We start from the raw sequence: 23,345 nt of genomic DNA on the forward strand, positions 1-23,345 counted from the left end.
GCGCGCGTCAAACGGCGTCACCTGGGCGCACGCGGGCGGGGCGGGCGGCGGACAGGCTCAGGAATACGCCCGGTTAGGGCCTGTTTGCGGTGCGTGACGCATGGCGGAAGTACGCCATGGCTCCATCCCGCCCCGGGCAACTCTCCCCAAACCGTGGTCCCTTGCGTAAAGCTGAGCGGTCATCCGGCACCGAAATCCGGAACGCTTCGATCGTCCGTCACCTTTACGTACAGGGATGCTGATGACCCCCGATCCCCAGCGCGCACCGATATCCGGTGCGAGACGCGCGGCCCGACTCGCGGCCGCCGCGGGCATGGTGGCCGCTCTGACCGCCGCCGGTCCGATACCCCTGGCCCTCGCCGCGGACTCAGGACCGGCGCCGGCCGCCGACCCGGCCGTCAAGAAGGCCGGCGACAAACTCGGCGCGCACGACGCCCAGTTGCTCGCGCAGGCCGAGGCCAAGGGCCAGAAGAACGTGACCATGATGGTCGCCACCGCGCCCGGCAGGACCGCCGAGGTCGCGGGCCGGCTCGACGCGGTCAAGGGCGGCTCCGTCGGCCGCACCTACGACAAGCTCGGCTACGTCCGCGCCACCGTGCCCACCTCCCGCGCCGACGCCGCCATCAAGGCCGCCGCCAAGCTCGACTCGGTGCACGGCATCGACCTGCGCCAGGAGATCCAGCTCGACGACCCGCGCCCCAGCGCCGACACGGCCAAGGGCGCGAAGGGCCACAAGGGCGGTACGGGCGGCACGTACACCGGGCCCGGCAAGGACACCCCGGCGAAGAACCCGTACAACCCGTCGTTCGAGACGGGCGCCGTCGACTTCGTGAAGGACCACCCGAAGGCGGACGGCCGCGGCGTCACCATCGGCATCCTCGACTCCGGCGTCGACCTCGGCCACCCGGCGCTGCAGAAGACCACGACCGGCGAGCGCAAGATCGTCGACTGGGTCACGGCGACCGACCCGATCCTCGACAGCGACGGCACCTGGCGGCCCATGGTCACCCAGGTCTCCGGCCCGGCGTTCACCGCGGGCGGCCGGACCTGGAAGGCGGCCCCCGGCTCCTACGGCTTCAGCACGTTCGCCGAGTCCGCGACCGCCGGCGGCGACGCCAAGGGCGACGCGAACCGCGACGGCGACACCACCGACAAGTGGGGCCTGCTCTACGACGCGGCCGCCGGCACCGTCACCGTCGACCTCAACGACAACGGCGACTTCACCGACGACACCCCGATGAAGCCGTACAAGGACGGCTACCAGATCGGGTACTTCGGCAAGGACGACCCGTCCACCGACGTCGTCGAGCGCCAGCCGTTCGTGGTGGAGATCCGCAAGGACGTCCCCATGGACCCCTACGGCGGCGACTGGGTCGGCAAGAAGGCCGACTTCGTCAACATCGGCGTCATCGAGTCCGAGCACGGCACGCACGTCGCGGGCATCACCGCGGCCAACTCCCTGTTCGGCAACAAGAACATGAACGGCGCCGCCCCCGGCGCCAAGATCGTCTCCTCGCGGGCCTGCACCTGGAGCGGCGGCTGCACCAACGTCGCGCTCACCGAGGGCATGATCGACCTCGTCACCAAGCGCGGCGTCGACATCGTCAACATGTCGATCGGCGGCCTGCCCGCACTCAACGACGGCAACAACGCGCGCGCCGAGCTGTACACGCGCCTCATCGACACCTACGGCGTCCAGCTCGTGATCTCCGCGGGCAACTCCGGCCCCGGCGCGAACACCATCGGCGACCCCGGCCTCGCCGACAAGGTCCTCTCCGTCGGCGCCTCCATCTCCAAGGAGACCTGGGCCTCCAACTACGGCTCCGAGGTCGCCAAGCGGTACGCGATGATGCCGTTCTCGTCGCGCGGCCCGCGTGAGGACGGCGGCTTCACCCCGTCCATCACCGCGCCCGGCGCCGCCATCAACACCACGCAGACCTGGCTGCCCGGCTCCCCGGTCGCCGAGGCCGGCTACGCGCTGCCCGCCGGCTACTCGATGCTCCAGGGCACCTCGATGGCCTCCCCGCAGGCCGCCGGCGCCTCCGCGCTGCTGCTGTCCGCCGCCAAGCGCGCCCACGTCGACCTGACGCCGGCGAAGCTGCGCACCGCGCTCACCTCGACCGCCCGCCACATCAGCGGCGAGCAGGCGTACGCCGAGGGCTCGGGCCTCATCGACATCGAGAACGCCTGGGACTCCATCGAGTCCGGCGCCGACGCCCACACGTACACCGTGAAGGCGCCCGTCGACACGGCGATCGACTACGCGCTCAAGACGCCGGGCTTCGGCACCGGCATCTACGACCGCGAGGGCGGCCTCAAGGCCGGCCAGAAGAAGACGTACGACGTCACCATCACCCGTACGTCCGGCTCGGCGAAGTCGCTCGTGCACCGGCTGTCGATCAAGAACAACGCCGGTGACACCTTCTCCCTCGCCGGCCCGTCCGCCGTCGCCCTCCCGCTGAACAAGCCGGTCACCGTCAAGGTCACCGCGAAGCCGAAGGCCGCCGGGCTCGCCAGCGCGATCCTGCGCGTCGACGACCCGCGCACCGAGGGCGTCGACCAGCAGATCCTCGCCACGGTCGTCGTCTCGACGCCGCTGGCCAAGCCCTCGTACACGCTCCACGCGACCGGCTCGGTGCAGCGCAACAGCACGACGTCGTACTTCGTCACCGTGCCCGAGGGCGCCAAGGCGCTCCAGGTGCGGATGAGCGGGCTGAAGGGCCTGAGCCAGACCCGGTTCATCTCCATCCACCCGTACGGCGTGCCCGTCGACGAGACCTCGACGCCGAGCTGCTACCCGAACTACAACCCGGCCAACACCTGCCGCCCGGACCTGCGTTCGTACGCGGACCCGCAGCCCGGCGTCTGGGAGATCGAGGTCGAGTCGCGCCGTACGTCGCCGCTGCTCGACAACCCGTACACGCTGGACGCCTCCGTGCTCGGCGCCTCGTTCGACCCGGCCACGCAGACCGTCCCCGAGGCCAAGGTCGGCACGCCGGCCGCCGTCTCGTGGAAGGTGACGAACGGCTTCGCGCCGATCGACGGCGGCAAGCTCAAGGGCGGCCCGCTCGGCTCGTCCAAGTCGGACCGGCCCACCATCGCCGCCGGCGCCACGCAGACGTCCACCGTGGAGGTGCCCGAGGGCGCCGACCGGCTCGACGTGCGCATCGGCAACGTCTCCGACCAGGCCGCCGACCTCGACCTGACCGTCTACGACAAGAGCGGCAAGGTCGTCGCCCAGTCCGCCGACGGCGACTCCGAGGAGTCCGTCAGCATCGCCAAGCCGGCCGCCGGCACGTACACGGTGAAGGTCGCCGGGTACTCGGTGCCCTCGGGTTCGACCGCGTACGACTACGTCGACGTGTTCTTCTCGTCGGCGCTCGGCACGGTCAAGGTCGACGACACGAAGTCCGTGACGCTGGCCAACGGCGCCTCGGCGGACGTCTCCGCCGACGTCGTGGCCGCCGCGCCCGCGCCCGCCGGGCGCGAGTTCTTCGGCCAGGTCCAGCTCCTCAACGAGCGGGGCGTCGTCGCCGGGACCGGCAGCGTGAAGATCGAGAAGGTCACCCCGTAGGACGTGTAGTGCGCGTAGTACGCGGACAGCACACGGGATGACAGAGGGGCGGGCGCCGCGGGCGTCCGCCCCTCTCCCGTGCTCCCGTTCCCGGGGCTCTCAGGGGCTCGGGCAGTCGCCCCGCGCCGGGCGCAGCGCCGCGCGGGCCCCGGCGATCTCCGCGTCCCCCGTCCACCAGCGCCCGCCGCCGTCCCCGGCCGCCTCCACCAGCGCGTACGTGCCCGGGGCCAGCCCGGCGCGCGCATCGCTCCCGAGCGTCACGGCCAGCCTCGGCCGCTCCCGCGCCGTCAGCCCCTCGGGCCGGTGGTACCGCGCCACCCGCAGCACCACGCGTACGTCACCGCCCGCACCCGGCGACACCCGCTCCACCGTCCCCTCCACGGCCCAGCGCGGACAGGCCAGGGGACGTGCCTTCCGCCCGTCACCGGCCGCCGCGGGACCGGCCGCCTTCCCGGCCGCCTTGTCGTCGCCCGCCGAGCCCGCGCCCGGACCGCCGGGGGCCAGCGCGATCAGCCAGGCCATGCCGCCCAGGAGCAGCGCCGCGCAGGCCGTGGCCAGCGCCGCGAACACCACCCGGCGGCGGGCGCGGGCGCGGGACCGCGCGGGCGCGGGCGCCGGGCGCGGGGCCGGGCGGGCGGCCAGCGCGTCGCCGAGACCGCGCACCTGGGTGCGCAGCGCCGCGAGATCGGCCTCCACCGCGGCCGCCGCCGGATCGTCGGCGGGCAGCGGCTCACCTGCCAGCGCCCGCATCAGGAGGCGGTCCTCGTGCGTCTCGCCGTCCACGTCACACCACCTCCTGTTCGCGCAGCCTGGCCCGCAGCAGGCGGACGGCCGTGTGCAGCCGGCTCTTGACCGTGCCCTCCGGCACGCCCAGCTCGGCGGCGATGTCCCGGACGGGCAGATCGGCGTAGAACCGCAGCACGACGACCTGCCGCTGCTGGTCGGGGAGGGCGTCCAGGCCCTCGGCGACCGCCAGCGACAGCACCCGGGTCTCCGCCGCGTCGCCGCCGTCCTCCTGGCGCAGGGCGGCCAGCCGCTCCCCCAGACGCTCCTGACGGCGCCGGGCCCGGTGCCAGTCCATCGCCAGGTTCGACGCGACGACCGCCGCCCACGCCGCCACGTCCCTCGGCGCCTCCTGCCCCTTCGCCGCCCGCTCCAGCAGCCGCAGCCGCACCTGCTGGACGCCGTCGGGCAGGTCCTCGTACGGGACCCCGCCCAGCGACAGCACGGCCCGCACCCGGTCCTCGACCCGGCTCTCCAGCGGATCGTCCGCCGGCCGGACCCGCGACCTCCCGCGACGCAGCACCCGCCCCTCCCCTCCCCCGTTCCCGACTCGCCCCTACGACGCCGGGGACGCCGGAAACGTTCACCGCCTCCTGTGGCGCGCGCCACCCCGTCCCGTACCTCGGACAATGGATTGGACAAGGCGGGCCTGGACAGACGCATGATGGACGCACCCGCCCGGCCGGTTGGCCGCACGCATGTACGGAGGAAGTTCCTGTGAAGGTCGGAATCGTCGGAGCCACCGGTCAGGTCGGCACGGTCATGCGCAAGATCCTCGTGGAGCGGAAGTTCCCCGTCGAGGAGCTGCGCCTGTTCGCCTCGGCGCGCAGCGCGGGCACGGTCGTGGACGGCGTGACGGTCGAGGACGCCTCCACGGCCGACTACACGGGCCTGGACATCGTGCTGTTCTCCGCCGGCGGCGCCACGTCCAAGGCCCTCGCGGAGAAGGTCGCCTCGCAGGGCGCGGTCGTCATCGACAACTCCTCGGCCTGGCGCAAGGACCCCGAGGTCCCCCTCGTCGTCTCCGAGGTCAACCCGCACGCGATCGCGGACCGCCCCAAGGGCATCATCGCCAACCCGAACTGCACGACCATGGCCGCCATGCCGGTGCTGCGTCCGCTGCACGACGAGGCCGGGCTCGAAGCGCTGGTCGTCTCGACCTACCAGGCCGTGTCCGGTTCCGGGCTCGCCGGTGTCGCCGAGCTGCACGGGCAGGCGCAGAAGGTCGTCGCCGAGGCGGACAAGCTGACGCATGACGGGGGTGCCGTCGACTTCCCCGAGCCGGGCGTCTACAAGCGGCCCATCGCGTTCAACGTGCTGCCGCTCGCCGGGGCCATCGTGGACGACGGTCTGCACGAGACGGACGAGGAGCAGAAGCTCCGCAACGAGTCCCGCAAGATCCTGGAGATCCCCGGCCTCAAGGTCTCCGGTACGTGTGTGCGGGTGCCGGTGTTCTCCGGGCACTCCCTCCAGGTCAACGCGCGGTTCGCGCGGCCGATCAGTGTGGAGCGGGCCACGGAGCTGCTCGGCGCTGCCGCGGGGGTGGAGCTTTCGGAGATTCCCACGCCGTTGCAGGCGGCGGGGAAGGACGCGTCCTTCGTGGGGCGGATCCGGGTGGACGAGACCGTGGACAACGGGCTTTCGCTGTTCATCTCCAACGACAATCTCCGCAAGGGCGCTGCGCTGAACGCCGTCCAGATCGCGGAACTGGTAGCCGAAGAGCTGACGTCGAAGTAATCCGTCCCTGGGGTCACCTTTGAGGCGCGGGCCCCTTGCGGTACCGATCGCGCAGTTCCCCGCGCCCCTGGGTCGTCGATCGTCTGCGGCCCGGTGGGGCTTCTCGCGCAGTTCCCCGCGCCCCTGAAGCATGCACTTCGTGCAGCTTCCCCTGGAGGGAAGCGGGGCTCCGCCCCAGCTCCCCAGGGGGGAGGGTGCGACGCAGTCGCCCCTCCAGGGGCGCGGGGAACTGCGCGATCAGCCACGACGAGAGTCGAGGACGAGAGAACTACTGGCAGGCCCGGCGCAGCCGAGGGGCGTTCACCTCATCCCCTGTTGACCACGTAGTGCACGCACCCGTACTCCACCGCCCGCACATGAACCTGCACGACCGCCGGATCGGCGAACGCCTCTTCGAACGCCGCGTCGAACCCCGCGGTCGCCTCGGCCGGAATCTCCAGCAGCCGCCCGCCCACGATCCGCCCACCCGCGTCATACCGCCGCAGCACCCGAAGCGCCCCGACCCGGTCGAAGGGGTAACGGGACGGATCGGGGACGTACCCCGGGCAGTCCCCGGCACCGGCGTGGATGAACACCGGCCCCTGCTCGTCGTACGCCCCGGGATCGACCCCCTCCGCGGCGGCCCAGCGCCGAAGCGGCGCGTAGGAGACGAGGGCGATGGCCTCCCCCTCCCGGATGGGCGTGAGGCAGCACCGCAGCGGTGAACCGGCGTCGTCGGCGGTGGCCGTACGCGCGACACAGGGGCGGCCCGCGTCGTCCACGGTACGGAGTTCCTTGAGGGCGGCCGCGTCGATGGGCCGTACGTCGTACTTGGTCATGCCCCCACAGTGGCCCTCCGCCCCCGGTTCGACCGGCGGAAAATGGACATCGCCTTCGTGTCGCCCGCGTGGAAGGATGACCGGAAACGTCACAAACGTAGACCGTTACTAGGAGACACCGCGTGCCTGGCACCAATCTGACCCGCGAAGAGGCGCAGCAGCGGGCGAAGCTGCTGACCGTCGACGCGTACGAGATCGATCTCGACCTGTCCGGCGCGCAGGATGGCGGCACGTTCCGCTCGGCGACGACCGTGCGTTTCCAGAGCGCGGAGGCCGGGGCCGCGACGTTCATCGACCTCATCGCGGACGCGGTCCACGAGGTCGTGCTGAACGGGCGTGAGCTGGACGCCGCCGCCGTCTTCCAGGACTCGCGGATCGAGCTGGCGGGCCTCGAAGCGGGGGCGAACGAACTGCGGGTCGTCGCGGACTGCGCGTACACGAACACGGGCGAGGGCCTGCACCGCTTCGTGGACCCGGTGGACCAACAGGCGTATCTGTACACGCAGTTCGAGGTGCCGGACGCCCGCCGCGTGTTCGCGTCGTTCGAGCAGCCCGACCTCAAGGCGACGTTCCGGTTCACCGTGAAGGCGCCGAGCGGCTGGAGCGTCATCTCCAACTCGCCGACGCCGGAGCCCAAGGACGACGTCTGGTCCTTCGAGCCGACGCCGCGCATCTCCACGTACGTCACGGCCCTGATCGTCGGCCCGTACCACGCGGTGCACTCCAGTTACGAGAACCCGCAGACGGGTCAGTCGGTGCCGCTCGGCCTCTACTGCCGGCCCTCGCTCGCCGAGTTCCTCGACGCGGACGCGATCTTCGACGTGACGCGGCAGGGCTTCGACTGGTTCCAGGAGAAGTTCGCCTACCCCTACCCCTTCGCCAAGTACGACCAGTTGTTCGTGCCGGAGTTCAACGCGGGCGCGATGGAGAACGCGGGCGCGGTCACCATCCGCGACCAGTACGTGTTCCGCTCGAAGGTGACGGACGCGGCGTACGAGGTGCGCGCGGCGACGATCCTGCACGAGCTGGCGCACATGTGGTTCGGCGACCTCGTCACCATGGAGTGGTGGAACGACCTGTGGCTGAACGAGTCGTTCGCCACGTTCGCCGAGGCCGCCTGCCAGGCGTACGCGCCGGGCTCCAAGTGGCCGCACTCGTGGACGACGTTCGCCAACTCCATGAAGACGTGGGCCTACCGGCAGGACCAACTGCCGTCGACGCACCCGATCATGGCGGACATCAGCGACCTGGACGACGTCCTCGTCAACTTCGACGGCATCACGTACGCCAAGGGCGCCTCGGTGCTCAAGCAGCTCGTCGCGTACGTCGGCATGGACGAGTTCTTCCAGGGCGTGCAGGCGTACTTCAAGCGGCACGCGTTCGGCAACACGCGCCTGTCCGACCTGCTCGGCGCGCTCGAGGAGACCAGCGGCCGGGATTTGAAGTCCTGGTCGAAGGCGTGGCTGGAGACCGCCGGCATCAACGTGCTGCGGCCCGAGATCGAGACCGACGAGCACGGGGTCATCACCTCGTTCACGATCCGGCAGGAGGCGCCGGCGCTGCCCGAGGGCGCGAAGGGCACGTCCACGCTGCGCCCGCACCGCATCGCGGTCGGCCTGTACGACCTCGACGAGGACAGCGGCAAGCTGCTGCGCGGCGAGCGCGTCGAACTCGACGTCACCGCCACCGAGGCGACCGCCGTGCCGCAGCTCGTCGGCAAGCACCGGCCCGCGGTGGTCCTGCTCAACGACGACGACCTGTCGTACGCGAAGGTGCGGCTCGACGAGGAGTCGCTGGCGTTCGTCACGCGCCACCTCGGCGACTTCGAGTCGTCGCTGCCGCGGGCGCTGTGCTGGGCGTCGGCGTGGGACATGACGCGCGACGGCGAACTGTCCACGAGCGCCTACCTGGACCTCGTGCTGTCCGGCGTCGGCAAGGAGTCCGACATCGGCGTCGTGCAATCGCTGCACCGGCAGGTCAAGCTGGCCATCGACCTGTACGCGGCCCCCACGCACCGGGACGCGCTGCTCGCGCGCTGGACCGAGGCGACGCTCACGCATCTGCGGACCGCCGAGCCCGGCAGTGACCACCAGCTCGCGTGGGCGCGGGCGTTCGCGGCGACGGCCCGTACGCCGCAGCAGCTCGATCTGCTCGTCGCGCTCCTGGAGGGGCGGGAGTCCGTCGAGGGGCTGGCCGTCGACACGGAACTGCGGTGGGCGTTCGTCGAGCGGCTCGCCGCGACCGGGCGGTACGACGAGGCGGAGATCGCCGCGGAGTACGAGCGGGACCGGACCGCCGCGGGTGAGCGGCACGCGGCGACGGCCCGGGCCGCGCGGCCGACTCCGGAGGCGAAGGCGGAGGCGTGGGCGTCCGTCGTCGAGTCCGACGCGCTGCCGAACGCGGTGCAGGAGGCGGTGATCGCGGGGTTCGTCCAGACGGATCAGCGGGAGCTGCTGGAGCCGTACATCGAGAAGTACTTCGCTGTGCTGAGCGAGGTGTGGGAGGCGCGGTCCCACGAGATCGCTCAGCAGATCGCCGTGGGGCTCTATCCCTCGCTGCATGTGTCCGAGGGGACGCTGGAGCGGACCGATGCGTGGTTGGGCTCTGCCGGGGCGGGGAGTGCGCTTCGGCGGCTCGTCACGGAGTCCCGGGCCGGCATCCAACGAGCGCTCACCGCCCGCGCGGCGGACCAGTAATCCCCTACGGGGGGCTCCGCCGGTGGGTGACCTCGACATTCGTCGTGGCTGATCGCGCAGTTCCCCGCGCCCCTGAGGAGTTCTCCGGTCGAGGCCCGCTGCCCTGAACGTTGCGCAGTTCCCCGCGCCCCTGAGGGAGCGGGGCTTCGCCCCGGCTCCCCAGGGGAGGAGGTGGCGACGCAGTCGCCCCTCCAGGGGCGCGGGGAACTGCGCGAGACGCCCCACCCGCCCGCGGACAAAGTACGACCCAGGGGCGCGGGGAACTGCGCGAGACGCCCCACCCACCCGCGGACGAAGAAAAGGTCAGGCGGAAGTCGATTCGTGGCGGGCGGTGAGGGCGGCCCGGCCCTCTTCGGTGAGAACCCCGTGCAGCCTCATCCGCGCCACACCCCCGTCAGGAAACGCATCGAGCCGCACATGCGTCACCACAGCCTGCGCGGCCAGCGCGAACCGGTGCGGCGTGTCGGGCTGGAGCCTGGTCCGGGGGATGATCTCGAACCACTCCCCCGTCTCCCCGTTGCGCCCGCTGAGGGCGACCCACCCGGCCGAGTTCCCCTTGAGGTACGCCGTGTCGATCTCGACGGCGCGGACCGCGCCCTGCGCGACGAGCCGGAACCGCACCCAGTCGTTCGTGCCGTGCACGCGCCGCCGCCGGTTCTCCCACCCGTCGTCCATCTTGCGGGACGTGCCCGGCAGGATGATCTGGGTCGGCGACGAGTAGAACTTGTCCGATGCGTCCTCGTACGCACCTCCGTTGAGGACCGAGATGAGGTCGAACGTGCCGAGGAGGTCCAGCCACTCGGGGTCGGGGACGACCTCGCCGTGCACGCGGAGCCGGGCGATGCCGCCGTCGGGGTGCTGGCAGACGCGGAGGTGGGTCCAGCGGCGCTCGGAGGTGACGGTGAAGGCGTTGGCGGCGTGCCCGCGCACCTGGCTGCGCGGGACGATCTCCTCCCACTTCACGTCGTCGGCGAGGAGTTCCTCGGGCCCGGGCGACCCGGCGACGGACGTGGCCTGGATGCTGACGCGCTGCGGGTAGTTGCCGCGGAAGTGGGCGGTGTCGACGATGATGCCGCGGATCACGCCGGGCGCGCCGAGCCGCACGATGGCCCAGTCGTGGTCCTCGGGCGCGGGGAACGGGGAGTCGGCGGTGCCGCGCCGGCGCCGGGTCTCCCAGCCGTCCATGACCTTGCCCTTGTGCCCGAAGTGCTCGGGGTCGAAGACGGCGCGCTCGCGGACGAGCAGGTTCTCGCGCATGGCGAAGAACTCGTCGTTGGCGGCGATGACGCCCGCGCCGAGCCGCCGGTCGGCGAGGTCGACGAGGTCGGTGAAGGCGTCGGCGTCACCGAAGACGCGGTAGTCGGCGTAGGGGTCGCCGCCGCCGTAGGGCGCGGCGTCGTTGGCGTGCGGGTCGTCGGCGGGGGTCGTGGCGTCCGGAGTCGTCGTCATGCGTCCACTGTCGGACGTACGAACCTCTCAGGTCCATCGAAAGTTTCCGAGGCTCCTTTTCAGCAGACCTGAACAATCAGCAGACCTGAACAATCAGCGGGCCCGGCGGTCAGCCGCCCTGCGCCGTCAGCGCCGCGAGCACCCGGCTCACCGCGGTCCCCTCCTCCGCCCCCTTGCGCACCGCCGCCACGACATGCCGTACGGGACGGTCGGCGCCCAGCGCGCACATGACGACGCCGTCCCGGCGCGCCGCCGCCATCCGGGGCACGAGGGCGACGCCCATCCCGGCCTCGACCATGGCGAGGATCGCCGTCCAGCCAGCCGCGCTGTGCGCCTGCTCGGGCACGAACCCGGCGGCCTCGCACGCGGCGAGGGTGATCTCGGACCACGGTCCTGATCCGCCGAAGATCCAGGGCTCGCCCGCGAGGTCCGCGAGCCGCAGCCCGGGTTCGGCGGCGAGCGGGTGGCCCACGGGCAGGGCGACGTCCAGCGGGTCCGCGAGCAGCGGCACGCGGCTGAAGCGCGGGTCGCGGGCGGTCGGCGCGTGCGCGGCGAGGGACAGGGCGAGGTCCACGTCACCGGCGGCGAGGAGTTCGTAGGACTGCGCCGCCTCGGCCTCGCGGACCCGCACGGTGATGCCGGGCCGCTGCGCGCGCAGCGCCCGTACGGCGGGCACGACGAGGGCGGGGACGGCGGTGGAGAACGCGGCGACCCGCACGACGCCCGCGTCCCCGTGCACGTACCGCGTCAACTCGGCGTCGGCGCGCTCCAGTTGGGTGAAGACGGCCTCGGCGTGGCGCAGGACGAGGCGGGCGGCCTCGGTGAGCCGGACGCGGCGGCCGTGCGCCTCCAGGAGCGGCACGCCGAGCTGTCTGGCGAGGTTGGTGAGCTGCTGGGAGACGGCGGACGGCGTCATGAGAAGGGCCTGCGCGGTCGCGGTGACCGTGCCGCGCTCGCTCAGCGTCCGCAGGATGACCAGCTTCTTGATGTCCCACCGGTCGGGCCCCGGCACGCGCTCGCTCATACGGCACAACGTAACGCGGCCTACGCTGACCGCATGCGAGAGACGACGACGATCCGCCCGGCGCGCCCCGATGAGGCGGCGTCGCTGAGCGAGCTGGCGCTGCGCTCGAAGGCGCACTGGGGGTACGACGAGGCGTTCATGAGGGCGTGTGTGGCCGAACTGACGCTGGCGCCCGGGGAGGTGGAGCGGCGCCGCACGCTCGTCGCCGAGGGCGGTTCGGGCGCGGTGCTGGGCCTCGCCACGCTCGAAGGGGAGCCGCCGGTGGGCGAGTTGGGGCTGATGTTCGTGGCGCCGGAGGCGATGGGCCGGGGTGTGGGCTCGGCCCTGTTCCGGCGGGTGCGGGCGGACGCGGAGGCGGCCGGGTTCACGGCGTTCCGCTGGGCGGCCGACCCCAACGCGGTGCCGTTCTACGAGGCGATGGGCGGCCGGCACGTCGGCTCGGTGCCCTCGGGCTCGCTGCCGGGCCGCACCCTGCCCCTGATGGAACTCGCCCTGGGTGGGGAGGGTTAAGCCTCTTTCTTCGCAGCGGGCCGCGCCCCGAGCGACGCGAGGACGACCCCGGCGAGGATCACCGCCATGCACGCCACCTGGCCCACGCCCATACCCTCGCCGAGCACCGCGTACGACAACAGCGCGACGCACACCGGCTGGAGGTAGTACACGACCCCGGCGCGGGCCGCGCCGATGAGGGAGATCGCCTTGTTCCACGCGAAGAAGGCGACGGCGGAGGAGACGACGCCGACGTAGAGGATGGGCCCGACCGTGCCCGCGCGGACCTCGAAGCCGCCCTGGACGGCGAGGCTGACGAGGTAGACGGGCAGCAGCATCAGGGCGCCGAGCGCGAACGTGGCGAAGAGGAAGGCGACACCGCCGATCTCCGGCGGGCGACGCCGCAGCAGCGCGCTGTACGAGCCGAAGCACAGGGCGGCGGCGACGACCCACAGGTCACCGGGGGCGAAGTCGGGGGTCAGCGACCCCTTGCTGACGAGGAGGACGACTCCGGCGCAGGCCAGGAGCGTGCCGGTGACGCGGCGCGGGCCGAGCCGCTGCCCGCCGAGGCGTTCGTACAGGGCCATGACGACGGGCGACGCGGCCATGATCATGCCCATGTTGCCGGCGCTGGTGGTCATGCCGGCCTGGTTGACGAGGGTGTTGTAGACGGTGACGCCGAGGAGCGCGGCCAGGGTGACGTAGCGCAGGTGGCGGCGGAGCACCGCCCGTTCGCGCCACACGGCCCGCACGCCGAGCGGGGCGACCGCCACGAGCGCCACGATCCACCGCCAGAACGCGTGCTGGACCGGCGGCACGCTCTCGTGCAGGCCGCGCGAGGTGACGAAGCTGCCGGACCAGACGACGGTGGCGAGCAGCGCGAGCCCGAGCCCAGCGCCGGCGCCCTGCCGCAGGCCCCCGCCCGCCCCCGGGCCACCGGGTCCGCCGGGCCCCCGGCCGGGGGCGGCGGCGTCGGTGCGGGTGCGGGCGAGGAGAGCCATCGGGGGCCTTTCACGGGTACGGGTGATGCCGTCACCGTCCCAGGCCCGCACCTGTCAGGTCCATCGAATCTTTCCGCTGTCGCTGTTCAGCGGAGCTGAAAGATCGCCGGGATTCGCAAGCTCGTACACGCGTCGAGGGCACCCCTCGCGTCCCGTGCGGGAGCGAGGGGTGCCCTCGGTGAAGCGATGTGCGCGAGCGGGCCGGTGTCAGCCGCGCTTCTGCTGCTTGCGGGACTTGTCGCCGAGCACGACCAGTCCGGCGATCACCAGGAACAGGACGATGGGGGCGGCGACGTAGAGGCCGAGCGTGTCGATCACGCTCAGGCCCTGACCCGGGTCGTCACCGTCGTCGCGCGTGAGCGCGAGCGCGGGGGACGACATGAGCAGCATCATCAGCGTCGTACCGGAGGCCAGGGCGCCGGCGCGCAGGGCGTTCTTCTTGTCCACGATGCAAACGTAGCGAACGCCTAAACGGGCCGCGCGCCCGGGGGGCCTGTAAGGGGCACCGCGCCGCCCCCGCCGAGGTCCTGGAAGAGGCCGAGCAGCGCCTGCGCGCGCGGCGATGCCGCCAGTTCCTCCAGGGTGACGGGCCGTCCGTCCGGTCCGGCGACGGGCAGCCGCCAGTTGGGGTACTCGTCCCAGGTGCCCGGCACGTTCTGCGGGCGGCGGTCCCCGACGAGGTCCGGCAGCCACACGCCGACCATGCGGGCGGGCGTGCGCAGCAGATAGCGGTGGACGGCGGCGACCGCGTCCTCCTCGGCGAACGCGGTGTGCGTGTGCCCGTCCGGCAGCAGCCCGAGCCGGGCGAACAGCGCGAGCCACTCCTCGATCTCCGCCCGCGCCTCCTCGGGCCCGGCCCCGGCGAGCCCGAGCCGCTCGCGCAGGCGTACGTCGTCGCCACTCAGCCGGGCCGCCGTGGACGGCAGGTCGTGGGTGGTGGCGGTGGCGAGACAGTCCGTACGCCACTGCTCGGCGGGGACCGGCCGCCCGTCGCCCGCCCAGTCCCGCTCGAACCACAGGACGGACGTGCCGAGCACCCCGGCCGCCCGCAGCCGCTCGCGCACGCCCGGCTCGACCGTGCCCAGGTCCTCGCCGATGACGTACGTGCCCGAGCGTGTCGCCTCCAGGACGAGCACCGCGAGCATCGCCTCGGCGTCGTAGTGCACGTACGTGCCCTCGGTGGGCGGGCGGCCCTCGGGGATCCACCAGAGCCGGAACAGGCCCATGACGTGGTCGATGCGGACGGCGCCCGCGTGCCGCATCAGGGTGCGCAGCAGCTCGCGGAACGGCCGGTAGCCGCTCTGGGCCAGCCGGTCGGGGCGCCAGGGCGGCAGGCCCCAGTCCTGGCCGCGCGCGTTGAACGCGTCCGGCGGGGCGCCCACGCTCATCCCCTGGGCGAACACGTCGCGCTGCGCCCACGCGTCGGCGCCGCCGGGATGGACGCCGACCGCGAGGTCGTGCACGAGTCCGATCGGCATGCCCGCGTCCTCGGCGGCGCGCTGGGCGGCGGCGAGCTGCTCGTCGGCGAGCCAGGCGAGACGGCAGTGGAAGTCGAGGCGGGCGGCGAGTTCGCGGCGGGCGCGGTCGGTGGCGGGTGAGCGCGGGTCGTCGAGCCCGGAGGGCCAGGTGCGCGGGTCCGGCCCGAACCGCTCGGCGAGCGCGCCGTACGCGGCATGGTCCTGGAGGGCCGCGCCCTCACGGGCGACGAAGTCACGGTAGGCGGCGCGCCGGCCGGGGGTGAGCGGGACCGCGTACGCCTCTTCGAGCGCCTGCCGCTTCAGCGCCCACACGGCGTCACGGTCGATGAGGCCGCCCTTGTCGAGCACGGCCTCACGCAACCGGGCCGCCTCGTCCGCGCGGGACGGGACGCGCGCGTACTCGGGCACGTCCTCGACACGCAGGTGCGCGGGGTCGGCGTAGCGGCGCGAGGAGGGGCGGTACGGGGAGGGGTCCATGGCACCGCCCGGCGCGGCGGGGACAGCCGCGTGCAACGGGTTGACCTGGAGGAACCCGGTGCCGTGGGTGCGGCCCGCCCAGCTCGCCAGGTCGGCCAGGTCCCCGAGGTCGCCCATGCCCCAGGAACGGGTGGACAGCAGGGAGTAGAGCTGGACGAGTAGGCCGTGGGCGCGGGTGGGCGGGACGGGGGCGCTGGGCGGGGCGGCGATGAGATGGGCCTCGGCGCGGGTGCCGTCCGGCGTGGTGGCGACGAGGGTGTGGACGCCGGGGGGCGGCTCGCGCAGGGGGTCGGCGCCGGGCGCGGTCCCTACGGGGGTCTCCTCGTCGGTGCCCTCCAGGCGCAGGGCGCAGGCCGTGCCCGGGGGCAGCGCGTCGAGCCAGGCGGGCCGGGTGCCGTCCAGCCACCACACGACGGTCGGGGGCAGCGGGGGGCGGGGGGTGTCGGTGTCGTCGGTGAGGTCCGCGTCCACGTCGAGGGCGCGCAGCGCGGCCCTGACCGCCGCCTCGTCCACGTGGACGGTGCGGCCGGGGGCCGGCGAGTAGGAAGTGGCCACGCCGTGCCGGGCGGCGGTCCGGGCCAGGTTCACCGGGGGCGCCGGATCAGCCCGCGGCCAGGCCGGCCGGGGTGGGCTCGGAAGTCAGGGGAGCCTCGCCGTACATCGGGGGCTCGGAGGTGAGGGGGGCGTACTCCGCGTAGGGCGGTTCGCTGGTGAGCGGCGGTTCGGAGGAGCAGGTGGTGGTGTCGGCGTCGAGCGCGGCGGCGTCGAAGCGGGCCTCCATGTCGAGGGCGTCCGCCTGTTTGGAGAGGGCCGAGAGCAGAAGGTGAGCCGATGCGGCCACGAGGGCCTCCTTCGGTTGTTGTGGGTCCGTCGTGCTTCGTGGGTCCTTGGTCCTGCTGAGTCAGGACCCCTACCCAGTGCGGGCGGCGCCAGACATCCCGGTTCGGACATCGTGTTCCTGCTCACATTGTCTCCGGCGGGAGGAACGGGGCGACACGTCGACGCAGGCCAAAAGTCCTCCGCCGAACCCTTGAACAAACAGCGGTCCATCCTCCCTGGGGCGAGCCCACCCAGCGGAGGCCGCTTGCATCCGAGGTCGCGCAGTTCCCCGCGCCCCTGAGGAGTCCACCTGCGGAGGTCGCTTGGAGCTGGGGCGCACACCTGTGCGTGGTCACCTTCCACCCGGTGGCGGGCTGGTCGCGCAGTTCCCCGCGCCCCTGAGGGAGCTATCCGGCGGAGGCCGCTTGGAGCTGAGGTGCGCACCTGTGCGTGATCACCTTTCGCCCGGTGGGGGGCCGGTCGCGCAGTTCCCCGCGCCCCTGGAGGGGCGACTGCGTCGCCACCTCCCCCCTGGGGCAGCGGGAGGGGCGACTTCGTCGCCCGCCCCCACTGGGAAGCTGGGGCGAAGCCCCGCTTCCCGGCGGGGAAGCTGCACGAAGTGCATGCTTCAGGGGCGCGGGGAACTGCGCGACCAGCCCCCACCGGGCCGCAGGTGAACGACTGCCCAGGGGCGCGGGGAACTGCGCGGCCAGGCCCCACCCACCCGCAGGTGAAGGACGGCTCAGGCGCGCGGGGCTCAGGCCCCTACCCCGCACCCGCCGGAAAGCCGCAACGTTGACACCCCACCCCCCACAATGGTGGGCTCGGACCACACTGTGGACACCCTGAGGAGTACGCCGTGCAACTCCGGCGCAGGAAGAGGGCAGCCGCCCTCGCGGCCGCCGTCATCGCGGGAACCCTGGGCACCGCCCCCGGAGCCCTGGCGGCACCCTCCGCACCCCCCGCCCCGGGCACGACAGCCGACCGCACCGCCGACACACACCTGCCGTCCGTGTGGCCGCGCCCCCAGTCCCTGAAGGCGTCGCACGGCGGAGCCCACGTCACCGACGACGTCACACTCGTCGCCCCCGCCGGCACGGACCGCGCCGCCCTGGACGCACTGCGGACGCTGCTGCGCGAGGCGGGCGCCCGCCACATCGAGCAGGTCACCGACGAGAACGCCGCCCCGCCCGGAGCGGGCCTCGTCGTGCGCGCGGGCACGGCGGCGCCGGTTCGGGCGGTCGGCCCGGGCGGGCTGCGCGCCGAGACCCCGGCGAACGCGCCGGGCCCGCTGGACAGCGCCCTGCGCTCGCTCGGCGCGAGCAGCCGCGCCGACCTGTCCGCGGGCGGCTACCGCCTCGCCGTCGGCCACACCGGGGGCCGCCCGACGGTCGCCATGGAGGGCATCGGCGGGGACGGCCTGTTCCACGCCGTGCAGACCTTCCGTCAGCTCGTCGCGGACCGCGTGGTCGCGGGCGTCGTCGTACGGGACTGGCCGGGCACGGCGGTGCGGGGGCTGACGGAGGGGTTCTACGGGACGCCATGGACGACCGAACAGCGGCTCGCCCAGTTGGACTTCATGGGCCGCACCAAGCAGAACCGGTATCTGTACGCGCCGGGCGACGACCTCTACCGCCAGGCCCGCTGGCGTGAGCCCTACCCGGCGGACCAGCGCGCGGACTTCCGGCGGCTGGCGCAGCGGGCCCGCGCCAACCATGTGACGCTCGCCTGGGCGCTCGCGCCGGGGCAGGCGATGTGCATGTCGTCGCCGGACGACGTGAAGGCGCTCAACCGCAAGCTGGACGCCATGTGGGCGCTCGGGGTGCGGGCGTTCCAGCTCCAGTTCCAGGACGTGTCGTACAGCGAGTGGCACTGCGCGTCGGACGCGCGGGAGTTCGGCTCGGGGCCGAAGGCGGCGGCGCGGGCGCAGGCGAAGGTGGCGAACGCGGTGGCGGCCCATCTCGCGGCCCGGCACCCGGACGCGGAGCCGCTGTCGCTGATGCCGACCGAGTACTACCAGGACGGCGCGACCGCGTACCGCTCGGCGCTCGCGGCGGACCTCGACGACGCGGTGCAGGTGGCGTGGACGGGCGTCGGGGTGGTGCCGCGTACCATCACCGGCCGTGAACTGGCGGACGCGCGCGAGGCGTTCGGCACCTCGGGCGCCCCGCACCGCCTGCTCACGATGGACAACTACCCGGTCAACGACTACGCGCAGGGCCGGCTCTTCCTCGGCCCGTACACGGGCCGCGAGCCGGCCGTCGCGTCGGGTTCGGCGGCCGTCCTCGCCACGGCGATGGAGCAGCCGGCGGCGTCCCGCATCCCGCTGTTCACGACGGCCGACTACGCGTGGAACCCGCGCGACTACCGTCCCGTGGCGTCCTGGCGGGCGGCGGTCGACGACCTCGCGGACGGCGATCCGCGCACGGCGGCGGCCCTCGGGGCGCTCGCGGGCAACGACGCCTCCTCGGTGCTCGGCGCGGACGAGTCGGCGTATCTGCGGCCGCTGCTCACGGAGTTCTGGCAGGCGCGCGCGACGACGGACACCGGACGGCTGACGCGGGCGGCGAAGGCGCTGCGGGACGCGTTCACGGTGATGCGGCGCACGCCGGGCGCGCTGGACGGCACGGAACTCGACGACGAGGTGCGGCCCTGGAGTGAGAAGCTCGGCCACTACGGCGAGGCGGGCGAGGCGGCCGTCGACATGCTGACGGCGGCGGCGCGCGGCGACGACACCGGCGCCTGGCAGGCGTCGCGCCGCCTGACCGCCCTGCGCGGCGAGTTGAAGCACAGTCAGGTGACGGTCGGCAAGGGCGTGTTGGGCCCGTTCCTGACGCGCGCCGAGAAGGCGTTCGCCGCGTGGTCGGGCATCGACCGGCCGGACACGGCGGACGGGCCGCGGGCCGAACTCCCGCGCGCCCGCGCCCTGTCGACGGTGACCGTGCTTTCCGCGCCCGGCTCCACCGGCACGGTCGAGGCCCGGGTCCCCGGCGAGGGCTGGCGCCGCCTCGGCACGCTCGCGTCCGGCGGCTTCACGGAACTGGCGGCGCGCGGCGCGCGGGCCGATGCCTTGCGCGTCACCGGCCCCGACGCGTCGGGCGTGGAGCGGATCGTGCCCTGGTACGCGGACGCCCCGGCCGCCTCCCTGACGCTGGCCCGCACGGAGGTCGACGCGGAGATCGGCGGCGGCGCGCAGCGGGTGACGGCCCGGCTGACGCCGGAGCGCCCCGGTGAGGTCCACGGGCGGCTCACGGCGAAGGGCCCGCACGGCATCCGGGTCACGGTGCCCGCCCGGCCGTCGCTGCCGCGCGGCACCCGGGTGGACGTGCCGGTGACGGTGAGCGTGCCGCACGGGACGCCCGCGGGGACGTACGAGGTGCCGGTGTCGTTCGGCGACGAGACGCGCACGCTCGCGGTGCGGGCGTTCCCGCGTACGGCGGGCCCCGACCTCGCGCGGACGGGCACGGCGTCCTCGTCGGCGGACGAGACGCCCGACTTCCCTGCGAGCGACGCGATCGACGGCAAGGCGGACACGCGCTGGTCCTCGCCCGCCGAGGACGGCCAGTGGTGGCAGGTCGAACTCCCGCACCCGGTACGGCTCGGGCAGGTCGTGCTGCGCTGGCAGGACGCGTACGCGAGCCGCTACCGCATGCAGACCTCCGCCGACGGGCGCACCTGGCGCACGGCGGCGACCGTGCGCGACGGGCACGGGGGGCGTGAGGCGGTGCGGATGGACGCGAAGGACACGAAGTTCCTGCGGATCACCGCCGACAAGCGCGCGACCCGGTTCGGAATCTCACTGTTCGCGGTGGAGGCCTACGCGGTCGCCGACGACTGACCCCGCCCTCCCCGGAGCCAGCCGATCCGTCTCGCACGGGAGCGGGGGCCCGGGGTGCTCGCGGGGCTTGTGCTGCCGGTGCTCGTGGTGGTCCTCGGTGCGCTGGTGCGGGCGCCCGGCCGGAACGGCTCGCACGTCCTCGGCCTTCCGGCGCAGGTGCTCGGCACGGTCGCGCTGACCGGGGCGCTGGCCGTGTGGGTCGCGGGCGCGTCGGCGGCGCTGCTCGGGCGCGTCCTCGCCCAGCGCGCGCGGCGGCCCGAGGTGCTGCTCGCCGCGCACCGGCTGCGCCAGGACCCGTGGGCCGCGTCGCGCAGCCACGCGGCGGTCGTCCTCGCCACCGTGGTCGGCGTGGCCCTGATCGGCATCCGCCGGGTCTTCCTCGACGAGCTGGAGGCCATGGCCGCCGAGGGCACGCTCGGCGACCCGCGCGGCTACTACACGTTCGGCATGGACCTGGCGTCGGCGGCCGTGCTGCTCGCCCTGCTCGTCGCCCTCGCCGCGCTCGCCGTCGGCACCGCCGAGACCCTGTCCGCGCGGCGCCGGGTCCTCGCCGCGCAGGCGGCGGCCGGGGTGCCGCGCCGGGTCGTCGTGCGTACGTTCCTGCTGGAGACGGCGCTGCCGCTGGTCCCGGCGCTGCTCCTCGCCACGCTGGGCGGGAGCGCGGTGCACGGCGGGTACGCGGCCCTCACCGGGCACCGGCCGGCCTGGCTGGAGCCGCTGGCCGTGCCGGTGGCGGTGTTCGCCGAGTGCCTGCTGGCCGCGTCGACCGCGCTGCCGCTGCTGCGCCGCGCGCTGCGCCCCGAGGGGCTGCGGGCCGCGTGAGCGGCGGCGCGGGTCACTTGGACAGGTTCGCCGGGGGGATCGGGGACGCGGCCAGGGACTGCGGGGAGGTCGCGGAGGCGTAGGCGGAGGGGGCCGCCATGCCGGCCGCCGGGTCGGCGGGCGAGCCGTCCTCGTGCTGGGCCGGGATGCCGCCGACCAGGCGCAGACCGGCCTCGTCGAAGGCCCGCTTGATCCGCCAGCGCAGCTCGCGCTCGACGCCGAGCGCCTTGCCCGGCATGGTCTTGGCGGACAGCCGTACGACCATCGAGTCGAGCAGGACGCTGTCGAGGCCGAGGACCTCGACCGGGCCCCACAGCATCTCGTTCCACGGCTCGGCCTTGCTCATGTCCTCGCCGGTGCGCGTGAGGACCTCGCGGACCCGCTCCAGGTCCTCGTCGGCGGGGATCGTGACGTCGACGCCGGCGGTGGCCCAGCCCTGGGAGAGGTTCCCGATGCGCTTGACCTCGCCGTTGCGCACGTACCAGATCTCGCCCTCGGCGCCGCGCAGCTTCGTCACGCGCAGGCCGACCTCGATGACCTCGCCGGAGGCGACGCCCGCGTCGATGGTGTCGCCGACGCCGTACTGGTCCTCCAGGATCATGAACACACCGGAGAGGAAGTCGGTGACGAGGTTGCGGGCGCCGAAGCCGATGGCGACGCCCGCGACACCGGCGGACGCGAGCAGCGGCGCCAGATTGATCTGGAAGATGCCGAGGATCATCAGGGCGGCGGTGCCGAGGATCAGGAACGACGCCACCGAACGCAGCACGGACCCGATGGCGTGCGAACGCTGGCGGCGCCGCTCCACGTTGACGAGCAGCCCGCCGAGCGCGGTGCCGTCGACGGCCTGCGCGGTGCGGTTCATCCGTTCTATGAGCTTGGTGATCGCACGCCGGACCGCCACGCGCAGCACGGCCGCGATGACGACGATCAGGATGATCCGCAGGCCGATTCCCAGCCAGGCGGACCAGTTCTGCTCCACCCAGCTGGCGGCCTGTCCGGCCTGGTCCTGGGCGTCCTGGAACGTGGGCTTCTCACCGGCGTCGGCGGCCGGCAAGGCGGACAGGAACACGACGGGTACCTCCAGGCGTTGCCATTGCCCGCCTCGGGCGCGGCTCGGGGACAGGAGCGGGCAGGCCCACCACACTAACGGGGCATTGTGTGTGGATCGTTGTCATGTTCGGCGGAGACAGCGTGCGTGCGGTGGCGCGCGCCGGGGCGCGTGTACGTGGGGTCTCACGTGCGGCGCGTACGCCCTTGCCGTGTGCCCCGGGTGACCCCGGTGTGCCCCTCCCGTGTGCCCGGGGTGGCCGTCGCGTGTCCTCCATGTGGTCGAAAACACTCCCAGCCCGTTACGCGGAGATGGTGGCGCCACGACCAGCCATGAGGGGAGACTGACTACGAGATCGTCCCGGCGCGAGCCACGCGCCGCCGGCGTACAAGGAGGCATTCCGTGCCGCATGTCCTGGTCCTCAACGCGTCGTACGAGCCGCTCGGCGTCGTACCGCTCCGCCGCGCGCTCGTACTCGTCCTGGAGAACAAGGCCACGTGCCTGGAAGAGTCCGGCGCCTTCATGCACAGCGCGACACGTACGGTGCCCGCGCCCAGCGTGGTCCGCCTCAAGCGGTTCGTACGGGTCCCCTACCGGGGGCCCGTTCCTCTGACCCGGCGTGCGCTGTTCGCCCGTGACGGCGGGCGGTGCATGTACTGCGGTGGCGTCGCGACCAGCGTCGATCACGTCATCCCGCGCAGCCGTGGGGGGCAGCACGTCTGGGACAACGTGGTGGCGTCGTGCCGGCGCTGCAACCATGTCAAGGCGGACCGGCATCTCGTCGAGATCGGGTGGCGGCTTCGGCACGCGCCGGCTCCTCCGTCGGGGCTGGCGTGGCGGATCATCGGCACGGGGCACCGGGATCCCCGGTGGTTGCCGTATCTTCAGCCGTTCGGCGCGGATGAGGCGCTGGCGCGCATCGAGGGGGTATCGGCCTGACCCGGGGTTCTCCCGGCGCCGGTACGCCAGCCTGATCACGCAGTTCCCCGCGCCCCTGGGTAGGTGGGCGGCTCCGGCCGGTGGGTCACCTCGACTCGCGTCGTGGCTGGTCGCGCAGTTCCCCGCGCCCCTGTCGGGGCGACTGCGTCGCACCCTCCCCCCTGGAGGCAGCGGGAGGGGCGACTTCGTCGCCCGCCCCAGCTCCCCAGCGGGGAAGCTGCACGAAGTGCATGCTTCAGGGGCGCGGGGAACTGCGCGATCAGCCCCCACCGGCCCGCAGGTGAGCGACGACCCCAGGGGGCAGCGCCCCTTCAGGGGCGCGGGGAACTGCGCGATCAGCCCCCGCCGGG

General features: G+C 73.5%; 17 protein-coding genes. 7 read left to right on the plus strand and 10 right to left on the minus strand.

The window, feature by feature from the left end:
• Positions 1 to 241 precede the first annotated feature (241 nt).
• Positions 242 to 3,574, plus strand: a complete 3,333-nt coding sequence (locus tag ACZ7LY_RS27345; RefSeq protein ID WP_471627378.1) for a S8 family serine peptidase — start codon at positions 242 to 244, stop codon at positions 3,572 to 3,574.
• A gap of 99 nt (positions 3,575 to 3,673) precedes the next feature.
• Here the strand turns inward: ACZ7LY_RS27345 and ACZ7LY_RS27350 are convergent, their stop codons facing one another.
• Positions 3,674 to 4,357, minus strand: a complete 684-nt coding sequence (locus ACZ7LY_RS27350; protein ID WP_471627379.1) for a hypothetical protein — start codon at positions 4,355 to 4,357, stop codon at positions 3,674 to 3,676.
• 1 nt (position 4,358) lies between these two features.
• Entirely contained in the window at positions 4,359 to 4,880 is a 522-nt protein-coding gene (locus ACZ7LY_RS27355; RefSeq protein ID WP_471627380.1) for an RNA polymerase sigma factor, read from the minus strand.
• A 194-nt stretch (positions 4,881 to 5,074) separates the two neighbouring features.
• Here ACZ7LY_RS27355 and ACZ7LY_RS27360 point away from each other — a divergent pair, with 194 nt between their 5' ends.
• Positions 5,075 to 6,094: an aspartate-semialdehyde dehydrogenase gene (locus tag ACZ7LY_RS27360; protein WP_471627381.1), complete on the plus strand. Its 1,020-nt coding sequence runs from the start codon at positions 5,075 to 5,077 to the stop codon at positions 6,092 to 6,094.
• Positions 6,095 to 6,399: 305 nt separating this feature from the next.
• Here ACZ7LY_RS27360 and ACZ7LY_RS27365 read toward each other — a convergent pair whose 3' ends face one another.
• Positions 6,400 to 6,912 (minus strand): DUF1203 domain-containing protein, encoded by a 513-nt coding sequence (locus tag ACZ7LY_RS27365; protein ID WP_471627382.1) that lies wholly within the window; start codon positions 6,910 to 6,912, stop codon positions 6,400 to 6,402.
• 122 nt (positions 6,913 to 7,034) lie between these two features.
• Here ACZ7LY_RS27365 and pepN point away from each other — a divergent pair, with 122 nt between their 5' ends.
• On the plus strand, positions 7,035 to 9,608 hold the full coding sequence (gene pepN, locus ACZ7LY_RS27370; protein WP_471627383.1) for an aminopeptidase N: 2,574 nt from the start codon (positions 7,035 to 7,037) through the stop codon (positions 9,606 to 9,608).
• Between the two features lie 303 nt (positions 9,609 to 9,911).
• Here pepN and alc read toward each other — a convergent pair whose 3' ends face one another.
• Together alc and ACZ7LY_RS27380 are read right to left on the minus strand one after the other, a co-directional pair.
• Positions 9,912 to 11,057 carry an allantoicase gene (gene alc, locus ACZ7LY_RS27375; protein ID WP_471627384.1) on the minus strand — a complete coding sequence of 382 codons (1,146 nt, stop codon included), beginning with the start codon at positions 11,055 to 11,057 and terminating at the stop codon, positions 9,912 to 9,914.
• Positions 11,058 to 11,166: 109 nt separating this feature from the next.
• A complete protein-coding gene (locus ACZ7LY_RS27380) occupies positions 11,167 to 12,081 on the minus strand; it encodes a LysR family transcriptional regulator (protein ID WP_471627385.1) in 915 nt (304 codons plus the stop codon).
• A 33-nt stretch (positions 12,082 to 12,114) separates the two neighbouring features.
• Between ACZ7LY_RS27380 and ACZ7LY_RS27385 the strand changes: the two genes are divergently transcribed.
• Positions 12,115 to 12,591: a GNAT family N-acetyltransferase gene (locus ACZ7LY_RS27385; protein WP_471627386.1), complete on the plus strand. Its 477-nt coding sequence runs from the start codon at positions 12,115 to 12,117 to the stop codon at positions 12,589 to 12,591.
• Here ACZ7LY_RS27385 and ACZ7LY_RS27390 read toward each other — a convergent pair.
• The 4 genes from ACZ7LY_RS27390 to ACZ7LY_RS27405 form a co-directional block, all read right to left on the minus strand.
• Complete coding sequence (locus ACZ7LY_RS27390) at positions 12,588 to 13,571, minus strand: DMT family transporter (protein ID WP_471627387.1); 984 nt, start codon at positions 13,569 to 13,571, stop codon at positions 12,588 to 12,590. The two genes, ACZ7LY_RS27385 and ACZ7LY_RS27390, sit on opposite strands and share 4 nt — an antisense overlap.
• 207 nt (positions 13,572 to 13,778) lie before the next feature.
• Positions 13,779 to 14,018 carry a hypothetical protein gene (locus ACZ7LY_RS27395; RefSeq protein ID WP_471627388.1) on the minus strand — a complete coding sequence of 80 codons (240 nt, stop codon included), beginning with the start codon at positions 14,016 to 14,018 and terminating at the stop codon, positions 13,779 to 13,781.
• A 20-nt stretch (positions 14,019 to 14,038) separates the two neighbouring features.
• Complete coding sequence (gene malQ, locus ACZ7LY_RS27400) at positions 14,039 to 16,114, minus strand: 4-alpha-glucanotransferase (protein ID WP_471627389.1); 2,076 nt, start codon at positions 16,112 to 16,114, stop codon at positions 14,039 to 14,041.
• 13 nt (positions 16,115 to 16,127) lie between these two features.
• Complete coding sequence (locus ACZ7LY_RS27405) at positions 16,128 to 16,367, minus strand: hypothetical protein (protein WP_471627390.1); 240 nt, start codon at positions 16,365 to 16,367, stop codon at positions 16,128 to 16,130.
• Positions 16,368 to 17,204: 837 nt separating this feature from the next.
• Between ACZ7LY_RS27405 and ACZ7LY_RS27410 the strand changes: the two genes are divergently transcribed.
• Together ACZ7LY_RS27410 and ACZ7LY_RS27415 are read left to right on the plus strand one after the other, a co-directional pair.
• Positions 17,205 to 20,183: a beta-N-acetylglucosaminidase domain-containing protein gene (locus tag ACZ7LY_RS27410; protein WP_471627391.1), complete on the plus strand. Its 2,979-nt coding sequence runs from the start codon at positions 17,205 to 17,207 to the stop codon at positions 20,181 to 20,183.
• A 54-nt stretch (positions 20,184 to 20,237) separates the two neighbouring features.
• The gene (locus ACZ7LY_RS27415) at positions 20,238 to 21,005 is read left to right on the plus strand and encodes an FtsX-like permease family protein (protein WP_471627392.1); all 768 of its coding nucleotides are present in this window, start codon (positions 20,238 to 20,240) and stop codon (positions 21,003 to 21,005) included.
• A gap of 13 nt (positions 21,006 to 21,018) precedes the next feature.
• Here ACZ7LY_RS27415 and ACZ7LY_RS27420 read toward each other — a convergent pair whose 3' ends face one another.
• Complete coding sequence (locus ACZ7LY_RS27420; RefSeq protein WP_471627393.1) at positions 21,019 to 22,077, minus strand: mechanosensitive ion channel family protein; 1,059 nt, start codon at positions 22,075 to 22,077, stop codon at positions 21,019 to 21,021.
• 381 nt (positions 22,078 to 22,458) lie between these two features.
• Between ACZ7LY_RS27420 and ACZ7LY_RS27425 the strand changes: the two genes are divergently transcribed.
• Complete coding sequence (locus tag ACZ7LY_RS27425; RefSeq protein WP_471627394.1) at positions 22,459 to 22,995, plus strand: HNH endonuclease; 537 nt, start codon at positions 22,459 to 22,461, stop codon at positions 22,993 to 22,995.
• Positions 22,996 to 23,345 lie beyond the last annotated feature (350 nt).

The sequence above is a fragment of the Streptomyces sp. NPDC107550 genome (assembly GCF_055639095.1).